Origin of the sequence: Brevundimonas sp. (assembly GCF_051860745.1) — a bacterium.
In the GTDB taxonomy this organism is placed as follows: domain Bacteria; phylum Pseudomonadota; class Alphaproteobacteria; order Caulobacterales; family Caulobacteraceae; genus Brevundimonas.
Genome location: NZ_JBHYDN010000006.1, coordinates 87,909 through 98,966, shown reverse-complemented (window position 1 = coordinate 98,966; position 11,058 = coordinate 87,909). Strand labels below are relative to the sequence as shown.

Annotated in this window: 9 protein-coding genes; 6 read left to right on the top strand and 3 right to left on the bottom strand. The window is 66.7% G+C overall.

Annotation, left to right across the window (positions count from 1 at the left end):
- Window positions 1–17: 17 nt before the first annotated feature.
- The 3 genes from ACTIEW_RS09035 (at window position 18) to ACTIEW_RS09025 (ending at window position 4,958) form a co-directional block, all read left to right on the top strand.
- The gene (locus ACTIEW_RS09035; RefSeq protein ID WP_439477578.1) at window positions 18–1,085 is read left to right on the top strand and encodes a homocysteine S-methyltransferase family protein; all 1,068 of its coding nucleotides are present in this window, start codon (window positions 18–20) and stop codon (window positions 1,083–1,085) included.
- Between the two features lie 151 nt (window positions 1,086–1,236).
- Window positions 1,237–3,903 carry a methionine synthase gene (gene metH, locus ACTIEW_RS09030; RefSeq protein ID WP_439477577.1) on the top strand — a complete coding sequence of 889 codons (2,667 nt, stop codon included), beginning with the start codon at window positions 1,237–1,239 and terminating at the stop codon, window positions 3,901–3,903.
- Between the two features lie 179 nt (window positions 3,904–4,082).
- Window positions 4,083–4,958 (top strand): methyltransferase domain-containing protein, encoded by an 876-nt coding sequence (locus tag ACTIEW_RS09025; RefSeq protein ID WP_439477576.1) that lies wholly within the window; start codon window positions 4,083–4,085, stop codon window positions 4,956–4,958.
- A 21-nt stretch (window positions 4,959–4,979) separates the two neighbouring features.
- On the opposite strand, the gene ACTIEW_RS09020 is transcribed toward ACTIEW_RS09025, so the two are convergent.
- Together ACTIEW_RS09020 and ACTIEW_RS09015 are read right to left on the bottom strand one after the other, a co-directional pair.
- Complete coding sequence (locus ACTIEW_RS09020) at window positions 4,980–5,516, bottom strand: hypothetical protein (RefSeq protein WP_439477575.1); 537 nt, start codon at window positions 5,514–5,516, stop codon at window positions 4,980–4,982.
- A 143-nt stretch (window positions 5,517–5,659) separates the two neighbouring features.
- On the bottom strand, window positions 5,660–8,626 hold the full coding sequence (locus tag ACTIEW_RS09015; protein WP_439477574.1) for a TonB-dependent receptor plug domain-containing protein: 2,967 nt from the start codon (window positions 8,624–8,626) through the stop codon (window positions 5,660–5,662).
- 289 nt (window positions 8,627–8,915) lie between these two features.
- Between ACTIEW_RS09015 and ACTIEW_RS09010 the strand changes: the two genes are divergently transcribed.
- Window positions 8,916–9,431, top strand: a complete 516-nt coding sequence (locus ACTIEW_RS09010; protein WP_439477573.1) for a hypothetical protein — start codon at window positions 8,916–8,918, stop codon at window positions 9,429–9,431.
- Window positions 9,432–9,433: 2 nt separating this feature from the next.
- The gene (locus ACTIEW_RS09005; RefSeq protein WP_439477572.1) at window positions 9,434–9,832 is read left to right on the top strand and encodes a TIGR01244 family sulfur transferase; all 399 of its coding nucleotides are present in this window, start codon (window positions 9,434–9,436) and stop codon (window positions 9,830–9,832) included.
- A 117-nt stretch (window positions 9,833–9,949) separates the two neighbouring features.
- On the opposite strand, the gene ACTIEW_RS09000 is transcribed toward ACTIEW_RS09005, so the two are convergent.
- Complete coding sequence (locus tag ACTIEW_RS09000; RefSeq protein ID WP_284221743.1) at window positions 9,950–10,096, bottom strand: hypothetical protein; 147 nt, start codon at window positions 10,094–10,096, stop codon at window positions 9,950–9,952.
- 57 nt (window positions 10,097–10,153) lie between these two features.
- Here ACTIEW_RS09000 and ACTIEW_RS08995 point away from each other — a divergent pair, with 57 nt between their 5' ends.
- Window positions 10,154–11,056, top strand: coding sequence for an MBL fold metallo-hydrolase (locus ACTIEW_RS08995; protein WP_439477571.1), 903 nt, complete (start codon window positions 10,154–10,156; stop codon window positions 11,054–11,056).
- The last annotated feature ends 2 nt before the right edge of the window (window positions 11,057–11,058 follow it).

Below are 11,058 nucleotides of genomic sequence, written 5' to 3'. Positions count from 1 at the left end.
GGGCTTTGGAGTTGTTCATGACCCGCAGCGAACGCATCGCCGCCCTTCACCGGGTCGCAAAGGAACGCATCCTCGTCCTCGACGGCGCCTGGGGCGTGATGATCCAGCGCAGCGACCTGTCGGAAGAGGATTTCCGCGGCGACCGCTTCAAGGATCACGACGGTCAGATGAAGGGCAATAACGACATCCTGTGCCTGACCCGGCCGGACATCATCGCCGGCCTGCACGACCAGTATTTCGCCGCCGGCGCCGACATCTCCGAGACCAACACCTTCTCGGCCACGGTCATCGCCCAGGACGATTACAAACTCGACGAACAGTCGGTCCGGGACATCAATCTGGAGGGCGCCAAACTGGCCCGCGCCGCCGCCGACCGCTGGACGGAAAAGGAGCCGCACAAGCCGCGCTTCGCCGCCGGTTCGATCGGGCCGCTGAACAAGATGCTGTCGATGTCGTCGGACGTGAACGACCCCGGCGCCCGGTTGGTGGCCTTCGATCAGGTCTATGACGCCTATCGCCATCAGGTGAAGGCGCTGAACGAGGGCGGGGTCGACCTCTATCTGATCGAGACCATCACCGACACGCTGAACTGCAAGGCCGCGATCAAGGCCATCAAGGACCTCGAGGACGAGGGTATGGAGGCCCTGCCGATCTGGATTTCGGGCACGATCACCGACCGTTCCGGCCGGACCCTGTCAGGCCAAACGGCCGAAGCCTTCTGGAACAGCGTGCGCCACGCCAGGCCGTTCGCCATCGGCTTCAACTGCGCCCTGGGCGCCGATCTGATGCGGCCGTTCATCGCCGAGCTGAGCCGGGTGGCCGACACCCTGGTCGCCGCCTATCCCAACGCCGGCCTGCCCAACGCCATGGGCCAGTACGACGAGGAACCGCACCAGACCGCCCACTTCCTCGAGGAATGGGCGGCCTCGGGTCTGGTCAACATCGTCGGCGGCTGCTGCGGCACCACACCGGAGCATATCCGGCACACGGCCGAGGCGGTGGCAGGGATGACGCCGCGGGCGATTCCGGAGCGGCCGGTGGCCATGCGGCTGTCCGGCCTCGAACCGTTCGAGCTGGTGGCATGATGCTTACCCTTCTCCGCTCATCCCGGCGAAAGCCGGGACCCAGTGCTCTGGGTGATGACACGCATCCGGATCACGCCGCCCGCAATCCCATGCACCCTGCCTTGCGAAAGCACTGGGTCCCGGCTTTCGCCGGGATGAGCGGAAGTTTGTAATGCGTCCCACCTTCATCAACGTCGGCGAGCGGACCAATGTCACCGGCTCGGCCAAATTCAAGAAGCTGATCATCGACGGCGACTATCCCGCCGCCCTGTCGGTGGCGCGTCAGCAGGTCGAGGCCGGGGCCTCGGTCATCGACATCAACATGGACGAGGGCCTGCTGGATTCGAAGCAGGCCATGGTCACCTTCCTCAACCTGATCGCGGCCGAGCCCGACATCGCCCGCGTGCCGGTGATGATCGACAGCTCAAAATGGGAGGTCATCGAGGCCGGGCTGAAATGCGTCCAGGGCAAGCCGATCGTCAATTCGATCTCGATGAAGGCGGGCGAGGCCGAGTTCCGCGAACAGGCGGTCAAATGCCTGCGCTACGGCGCCGCCGTGGTGGTCATGGCCTTCGACGAGGTCGGCCAGGCCGATACCGCCGCGCGCAAGATCGAGATCTGCACCCGCGCCTATCGCATCCTGGTGGACGAGGTCGGCTTCCCGCCCGAGGACATCATCTTCGACCCCAACATCTTCGCCGTGGCGACGGGGATCGAGGAGCACGACAACTACGCTGTCGACTTCATCGAGGCGACCAAGGTCATCAAGGCGACCCTGCCGTACGTGAGGGTGTCCGGCGGGGTGTCGAACGTCTCGTTCAGCTTCCGCGGCAACGAGCCGGTGCGCCGGGCGATCCACAGCGTCTTCCTGTACCACGCCATCCAGGCGGGCATGGACATGGGCATCGTCAACGCCGGCGACCTGCCCGTCTATACCGACATCGAGGCGACGCTGCGCGAGGCCGTCGAGGACGTGATCCTCAATCGCCGTCAGCGGACCAACGTCTCCAACACCGAACGCCTCGTCGACATCGCCCCGAACTACAAGGGCGACAAGGGCGTGGCCCGGGTCGTCGATCTGAAATGGCGCGACCAGCCTGTCGGCAAGCGGATTGAACACGCCCTGGTCAATGGCATCACCGAATACATCGACGCCGACACCGAGGAGGCGCGGCTGTCGTTCGACCGGCCGCTGCACGTCATCGAAGGTCCGCTGATGGACGGGATGAATGTGGTCGGCGACCTGTTCGGCTCGGGCAAGATGTTCCTGCCGCAGGTGGTCAAGTCGGCGCGGGTGATGAAACAGGCTGTCGCCTGGCTGGAGCCCTATATGGAGGCCGAAAAGGCCGGCAAGCCGCGCGAGCAGGCCGGCCGCATCCTGATGGCCACGGTCAAGGGCGATGTCCACGACATCGGCAAGAACATCGTCGGCGTCGTGCTGCAGTGTAACAACTACGAGGTCATCGACCTGGGCGTCATGGTCCCGGCCGACCGCATCCTCGACGCCGCTGTCGAGCACAAGGTCGACATCGTCGGCCTGTCGGGCCTGATCACGCCGTCGCTGGACGAGATGGTGTTCGTGGCCCGCGAGATGGAGCGCCGCGGCTTCGACATTCCGCTGCTGATCGGCGGGGCGACGACCAGTCGTACGCATACGGCGGTGAAGATCGAACCCGGCTATCGCGCCGGTTCGACCACCTATGTCATCGACGCCAGCCGCGCTGTCGGCGTGGTCTCGGGCCTGCTGTCGAAGACCGAACGGGCGAAGAACGAGGCCATCACGCGCGACGAATACGTCCGCATCCGCGAGCAATATGCGCGCGGTCAGGAGGTCAAGGCGCGGGCGGCCCTGCCCGCCGCGCGCCAGAACCGCTTCCGGGCCGATCCGGCGGTCCCCCTGCCCTGCGCGCCGTCCTTCCTCGGCGTGCGCGCCTTCGACAGCTGGGACCTCGGCGATCTGGCCGACCACATCGACTGGACCCCCTTCTTCGCCGGCTGGGAGCTGATCGGCCGCTATCCGCTGATCCTCGAGGACGAGATCGTAGGATCGGCGGCCCGCGATCTGTTCGCTGATGCACAGGCGATGCTGAAGCGGATCGTCGACGAGAAATGGTTCACCGCCCGGGGCGTGGTCGGCTTCTGGCCCGCCAATGCGGTCGGCGACGACATCGCCGTCTACGCCGACGAGACCAGAACCGAGGAGGTGGCCCGCTTCCACACCCTGCGCCAGCAGATCAGGAAGTCGAACGGCAAGCCCAATCTGGCCCTGTCGGACTTCGTGGCCGAGACCGGCTCTGACTACATCGGCGCCTTCGCCGTGACCGCCGGCCACGGCGAGCTGGAGATCGCCAAACGGTTCAAGGAGGCCGGCGACGACTATTCGGCCATCATGGCGACGACCCTGGCCGACCGCCTGGCCGAGGCCTTCGCCGAGGCGCTGCACAAGAAGGTGCGGACAGAGCTGTGGGGGCATGCGCCGGACGAGGCGACGACGGTCGAGGACCTGATCGCCGAGCAATATCAAGGCATTCGCCCAGCCCCCGGCTATCCGGCCCAGCCCGACCATACGGAGAAGGCGACGCTGTTCCGGCTGCTGCAGGCCGAAGACAACGCCGGCATGGCGCTGACGGAAAGCTTCGCCATGACGCCCCCGGCGTCGGTGTCGGGCCTGTATTTCGGCCATGCCGGGAGCCACTATTTCGGCGTCGGCAAGATCGATCCGGACCAGGTCGCCGACTACGCCCGGCGCAAGGGCTGGGACGTGGCGACGGCCGAGCGCTGGCTGTCGCCGATCCTCAACTATGACCCCGGCGCGCCCGCGCGAAGCGACGCAGCGTGACGCAGGAAGCCGGCCGCTTGGCCGGACCGGCGGGTTGATCTAACAAGGCAGGGCGGCGGGCGAGGCTCGGCGCGGTCCCGATTCACGGTCTGACTGGAGCCGGCATGAGCCCTTCGCCTTCCGAGAAGCGGCGCGGCTGGCACTGGAGCGACTATTGGCGAAGCGGTCGCACTGACGTCATGACGGTGCAGACGGCGGCCGGACCGGTCGCATTTGACACCGAACCGATCTGGGGGACTTGGTTCCAGTCCTTTGCTGCCGGCGCGCACCTGCTGGATCTCGCTACCGGAAACGGTCAGGTGGCGGGCTATGCGAGCGGCGCGTCTGCGGCGTGCGGCAAGGCCTTCGCGATCACGGGCGTCGACTATGCCGATGTCGAGGCCGCAGGCGCGCGCATGCCCCCTGATTGTCGGCTTTTGGGCGGCGTCGCCCTGGAAAAGCTGCCCTTCCCTGCGGCGTCCTTTGACGGCGCCTCATCGCAGTTCGGGATCGAATATGCGGACACCCGGCCCGCGCTCCAGGAGCTCGGTCGGGTGCTGAAGCCGGATGGCCGGGCATTGATGCTGATCCACCATTCCGACAGCGTCATCACTCGGCAGACGGCGGAGCAGATCGCGGCCTATGACGCGGTGCTGGGCAAATCCGGCGCGATCCGCCACGCCCGCCGCGCCTTTACCGCCCACCTCAAGGGCTTGCCCGCCGCCGCAGCGGAAGACGCGCTGAGGTCCGCGGTTCAGCAGGCCGCCGTCCGGCTCGAGCCGACGGTGGCGTTCGAGCCAGTGCGCTACATGGTGGGTTATCTCGATGACCTGGCGCGCGGCGTCGCCTCGTATGAGCCGAAAAGCGCCCTCGCCCGCCTCGAGGTTTTCGAGGCCGGGAATGCAGCGTGGCGGCATCGCCAGCAAAGCCAAACCCGGGCCGCGCTGGACGGACCGGGTCGGGATGCCTTTATCCAGCGAGCAGCCCAGGCGGGGCTGGCGCTGACGGAACGCGCCGAACTGACGGACGCCGGAGGTCAACGGATCGGCTGGCGGGCGGCGTTCCTGAAGTCATAGCGCGTTCCCCTCGGCGGACCCTTATTCCAAACCGACGTCCGCGGGTGTGGCCGGCGGGGTGGTGATGTGCTCACGGATGCGGCGCGCGGCGTGTTCGCAGCGGCCCGGCAGGCCGAAGAACAGGCCGAAGGCCTGGCTGCGCACGGCCTCTTCCTGACCGACGAGAGAGGTCCATCTGGCGGACGCTTCAGCGGCGGCGGCGGCGGCGGCGGCGCGACTGGCGGCGGTCTGGCGCGGCTCGGCGGCGATCAGGGCGGCGCGGAAATCAGACGCCTCCAGCTTGCCCAGACGGATGATGTCCAGATCCAGTGGATCGCCGTTGGTCAGGGTCTCGCCAAGCGCAACATGGCCGTTCACCAGCGCCTCGCACCAGGCGACGAGGGGATAGTCGCTCTCCGGCGCGCCCCGCGGCATCGGATTGGCGTAGGCCACGGCCTCGCGAAAGCGTTCCGCCTCGACCACATCGACGCCCGGCGCGGTGGATATGACTCCGACGTCCTGGGCTGGAGGCGGAGTCTGCGTGGCGATGACGAGGGCGGAGACGAGGCTGAGAAACATGAAGACATCCGGGATCGTGCAACGGGAAGGTCAGACCGCAACGCTTGAACAGGGCAGATGGTTTTTCTGCGGCGGCGGCCCGGGCAATAAAAAGGGCGGCGGACCCGAAGATCCGCCGCCCCAGATGTTCTCGAAGTCAGGCCCTAGAAGTTGGCGGTGACACCGACGAAGAAGTAACGGCCCAGCGAGTCATACAGCTGCGGGAAGGTGTTGCCGTTGCCGGTCGTACCGGTGCTCAGCGTCAGCTGCGGATCGTCATCCAGGACGTTGTTGACGCCGGCGCGGAGGGTGACGGTATCCATCACCTGCCAGACGGCAGCCAGGTCGAGGTAGTTCTCGGCATCGAAGTAGCGATCGATACGGGCGCCGCCGTTATTCAGCGAGCCGTTCGCCGCGAGAACGGCGACTTCAGCTTCGCCGTAGTGACGCCATGTGGCCGTGAGGTCCAGGTCCCACGGGGTGAGCCAGGTGACCCGGGCGCGGTGGCGGTATTCCGGGTTCGGGACGCCGCACTGGTTGGCGTAGAAGCCGGCGCAGTCATAGACCGAGTTGGCCGCGCCCAGTCCGGTGTCGGTGACCAGCGATTCCAGCAGGGTGCCCACGAAGGCGAACTGCATCGAACCCATGTTGGACATGCCCACGTCTTCGAGGTCGAAGGCATAGTTGGCGTTGAAGTCCCAACCCGTGGTGGCGAGGCCACCAATGTTGTTGTTCAGGTCTTCAACCTGGCCGGAGCCGATCCAGAGCTGACCACCGACGTTACGACGGATACGACCGCAAGCTGCGGCATCCGGCGACGCGCCGTAGCACTGGGCGATGGTGTTCAGGGCCCCGATCGACGACACGAGGTCTTCGACCGCGATATCGAAATAGTCGATCGTCAAGTTGAAGCCCGGGACGAAGCTGGGCGTCCAGACCACACCATAGGTGTAGGTGTCCGCCACTTCCGCGTTCAGGTTCGGGTTGCCGCCGGCGAGCAGGTTATACTGACCCGCCGGGCTGTTCAGGGCGCCGCTGCCCGATTGGCCGGCGGTGACCTGGTGCGGAGCCCCGCCGATGCAGTTCGCCGCCACGGCGCCGGTAGTGGCGTCGCAGGGGTCACGATCCAGGTCGAACAGGCCAGCCCCCTGGGAGGCGAACAGTTCGATCACGTTGGGCGCCCGCACAGCGCGCGAATAGCTGGCGCGGAAGCGGATGTCCTCGATCGGGGCGTAGTCGGCGCCGAACTTGTAGGTGTCGGCTCCGAAGGCGTCGTACTCCGAACGACGGTAGGCGGCGTCGACCGAGGCCGAATAGGCCCAGGGCTGATCGTCGGCCAGCGGGATCTGGATTTCACCGAAGACTTCGGCGACGTCCGCGGCGCCCGACAGACCGATCGTCGGTCCACCCTGACCGGCGCCGTCGCCCGAGACGAAGGCGGAGTCCGGAGTGGAGGACAGGCCGTCCCGGCGATACTCGGCGCCGAAGGCGACCTGAACGTTGCGGGCGGCGGTCGGCATCGACCAGCCGGTGTCGCCCGTGATGGCCGCGGTGACGATCTGCTGGGTGGTTTCACCGCGCTGGATCAGCGGGATCTGCACATAGTCGAGGGCCGCCTGGGTGACGCCACCGACGATGAAGATATCGTAGGGGACGCAGTTCGGGTCGGTGCCATTGACCACCGAGCGGCAGGTCGGGGTGCCGGCGACGTTGACGACGTCGAGCGCGCGACCGAGGCGCGTGACCGAGAAGTCGTTGAGATAGGTCCGGGCCAGGGCGACGCGCGAATATTGCGCGGCGATGTCATAGTTCCAGCCGGGGGTGAGCTCCCCGCGAACACCGACCACACCACGATAGGAGGTGTAGTTCAGGTCGTCCTGACGACCACCGCCTTCCACGTTGCGGCGACCGATGTAGAGCGTGCGGCGGTTGTCGGCAGCGACGTCGGCCGGCGTACAGCCGATGGTCGTACGCTGTTGGGCGCCGAGCAGCGGGTTTCCGCAGTTGATGTCGGACGTGCTGAAGAAGTTGCCCGACGGCGCGATCTGGCCGACCGAGCGATAGTCGGAGAACATCAGCTGGGCGAACACCTCGGCATTGTCATTGACCTCATAGCGGCCGAAGGCCCCCAGGGTGTAGCGCTCGTCCGGACGCTGATAGTAGTTGATCGGACCATAGTTGTACTGGTGCAGGGCGTTGCTGAACGGCACGAAGGTGCGTCCGGCGCCCAGGGTCTGGTTGAACGTCGCAAAGTCGGTGAAACGACCGGGGAAGGACGTGCCCGAACCACCGCAGGTGAAGGATTGCGGCGTGGCGCTGGCCGGAGTGGCGATCGAACAGGCCGAATAGTCGCGGTCGCGCTGCAGGATCGGGTTGTTGTTGCGATAGCCGGCATAGGCCATCACACTGCCGCGGCCGTCCGGGGCCGCAACGCCCATCAGAATATTGAGCGAGCGGCTCTCGCCATCCGAGACATCGTCTTCCGGCAGGGCGAACTGGGCCGGGTTGGTCGCGCCGCGGGCGGCGACGACCGCACGCAGGTTGCCCACGCCGTCATAGTCGTTGGTGTGCTGATAGAAGCCGTACTGGGCGTCGATCTGCAGGCCTTCGAAGTCCTTCTTCATGATGAAGTTGACGACACCGGCGACAGCGTCCGAACCGTAAACGGCGGAGGCGCCGCCGGTCAGGACTTCAACACGCTCGACCATTTGTTCCGGAATTTGGTTCAGGTCGGCTGCGTCGTCGTTCGGCGAACCGTAGCCCATGCGGCGACCGTCGATCAGCACCAGGGTGCGCGACGAGCCGAGGTTGCGCAGCGAAACCGTGGCCGTACCCGTAGCGCCGTTCGAGACGGTCGAGTTCTGGGCGGCGAAGGCTTGCGGCAGTTGCGAGATCAGGTCCTCGACCCGGGTCACGCCCGCGATGTCGATGTCCTCGCCGGTGACCTGCGTCACGGGGCTGGTGGTGACCAGGTTGGTTTGCGGAATGCGCGAACCGGTGACGATGACATCGTCGAGGTCCTGCGACGCCGGGGCGTCCTGGGCCATGGCCGGCGCGGCGAAGGCGAGAGCGGCGAATCCGCCGATCATCGTCGTCGACAGCAGCCGATTACGGATTTTCTGGGTTCTCAAGGTCGTCTCCTGATGTTCGACGCGGCCCGGCTTCCGGAACGTCGCGGCCTTAGAAATGGAATATTCCCTTCCCCCGCGACGGAATCCCGACCGCAGTTGGCTAAGGTTATGCGCTGCGCCGCCCCATTCGCCAGCCAAATTACACGACTGTAACTATGTCGAAGCGTGACTGTCGTATTTAGGCCACGATCCCGCCACAGGCGCTTTGGGGGGTCGGGAGTTGACCCTGGGGGGTTCTTGTCCGACTGAAGTCGGGCGTCCCGAAGCGGGCTTTATCGAGGTTGAACAGATGTCTTTGATTTCCGGCCTGGCGGCGCTGGCGGCGGCTTCAACCCTCTCGACCCAGGCGGAGCCCGCGCAGGAACGCCCCGAGGCGCTGGCGCGGCTGATGGCCTGCCGCGGTATCGCCGATAGCGCGGCGCGGCTGGTCTGTTTCGACACCGCGGCCGGGGCCCTGGACACAGCTGAACGGCAGGGCGACGTCGTGGTTATCGACCGCGCCGGGGTCGCCGAGACCCGCCGCCAGCTGTTCGGCTTTGAAATGCCGTCGCTGCCCCGCCTGTTCGGTCCGGAGGGCGCGGTCGAGCTCGATTCGATCGATTCGACGCTGCAGAGCGCTTCGCTGGTCGGCGAAGGTCGCTGGGTTTTCCGCCTGGCCGACGGAAGCGTGTGGCGCCAGATCGATTCCGAACGCGTCCGCTTCCAGAATCGCCCCGGCCAGCCTGTCCGGGTCCGCAAGGCCGCCCTGGGCAGCTTCCTGCTGACCGTGGACGGCAGCCGGGCGGTCCGGGTGCGAAGGCAGTAACGGTGACGCTACGTCCTCTGTCGCCGACCGTCTCGGTCTCGGCGCAGCTTTCCCCGGACGTCATGCCGGCCCTGGCGGCTTCCGGCGTCGGCCGGGTCATCAACAATCGTCCGGACGGCGAGGAACCCGACCAGCCCCCGGCCGCCGCAATGGAAGCGGCCGCGCGGGACGCGGGCCTGACCTTCGCCTGGATCCCGGTGTCCGGCCTGCCGGGGCCGGATCAGGTCGCGGCGATGGCGGAGTTGCTGGCCGATGGCGTACCGACGGTGATGTTCTGCCGATCCGGCATGCGTTCGGCCGCGGCCTGGGCCATGGCGGAACGGCTTAAGGGGGCGGATGCACAAGACCTGCGCGAGGCCGCCGCGGCGGCGGGCTACGACCTCGGCCGGGTTCCGCTGTAAGGGCCTGGAGCGAAATCGGTCTTGGTGGACGCAGTCCGCCAAGGCTCAGATTTCGCTCCAGTATAATGCTGGACCATTTTTTGGATTCAGGTCGATTCGACCTGAAACAAAAATGGTCTAGCGCAGGATGGCCACACGGGTGGCGTAGGGCGCCGGTTCCGGCGTGCAGGACGCCACGGCGAGTTGCATCGCCATGAGACACAGGAAGGCCGCCGCTATAGGCTGGAGCCGATTTGAGACAGCCAGGGCGATGGAAACGGCCACTTGGGGCACTCCGCAGAAGGTTTACGAAGTCCTGACGCAAGGGGCGGGCCGCGCCTGATGATCCCTTTCGTTCCAATGCCGGGGTTCGAATACGGGCGGACTGATGCGGTCTCGCCGCTGATCCGGCGCGTGATCGCGAACAATCCGGGGCCTTTCACCTTCACCGGGACCGGGACCTATATCGTCGGCCGCGGCGAGGTCGGGGCGGGCGTGGCGGTGATCGATCCGGGTCCGCTGGACGAGACCCATCTGGCGGCCCTGCTGGCGGCGGTCGAAGGCCAGACGGTCAGCCATGTGCTGGTCACCCATACCCACCGCGACCACGCCCCTCTCGCCCGTCCGTTTGCGGAGGCCGTCGGCGCGCCGGTTCTGGCCGCCCGCCCCCCCGCGCGGACGGTCCACGCCTCTGCGTCGCTGGACGAGGAAGACGACGAGACCTTCTCGCCCGATATCGTCCTGACGGGCGGCGAGCGGCTGCGGGGCGACGGCTGGACGATCGAGGCGATGGCCACGCCGGGCCACGCCTCCAACCACATGGCCTTCGTGCACGTGGAGGAGAACGCCCTGTTCAGCGGGGATCACGTCATGGGCTGGTCCACGACCATCGTGGCCCCACCGGACGGCGACATGGCCGTCTATATGGCCAGTCTGGACGCGGTGATGGCGCGCGACTTCTCAACGATCTGGCCGACCCACGGCGCGCCGATCACCGAGCCGGGGCCTTTTCTGAAAGCCTACAAGGCGCACCGGCTGGCCCGCGAGACGCAGGTTCTGACCCGGCTGGCGGCCGGAGACCGGCGGATCGCCGACATGGTTCCGGTTCTCTACGCCGCCGTGGATTCGCGGCTGTGGCCGGCGGCCAGCCTGTCGGTCTGGGCCCATCTGATCGCGCTGGAACGGGCGGAGATCGTGCAGGCGACGCCCGGGCCGACGATCGATGCGGACTGGTCGCTGGCCTGATT

Excerpts from the sequence above, each read along its gene's own strand:
- ACTIEW_RS09035 (WP_439477578.1), top strand. The coding sequence starts at position 18 with ATGACCCGCAGCGAACGCATCGCCGCCCTTCACCGGGTCGCAAAGGAA.
- ACTIEW_RS09010 (WP_439477573.1), top strand. The coding sequence starts at position 8,916 with ATGTCTTTGATTTCCGGCCTGGCGGCGCTGGCGGCGGCTTCAACCCTC.
- ACTIEW_RS09025 (WP_439477576.1), top strand. The coding sequence starts at position 4,083 with ATGACGGTGCAGACGGCGGCCGGACCGGTCGCATTTGACACCGAACCG.
- ACTIEW_RS09020 (WP_439477575.1), bottom strand. The coding sequence starts at position 5,516 with ATGTTTCTCAGCCTCGTCTCCGCCCTCGTCATCGCCACGCAGACTCCG.
- ACTIEW_RS08995 (WP_439477571.1), top strand. The coding sequence starts at position 10,154 with ATGATCCCTTTCGTTCCAATGCCGGGGTTCGAATACGGGCGGACTGAT.
- metH (WP_439477577.1), top strand. The coding sequence starts at position 1,237 with ATGCGTCCCACCTTCATCAACGTCGGCGAGCGGACCAATGTCACCGGC.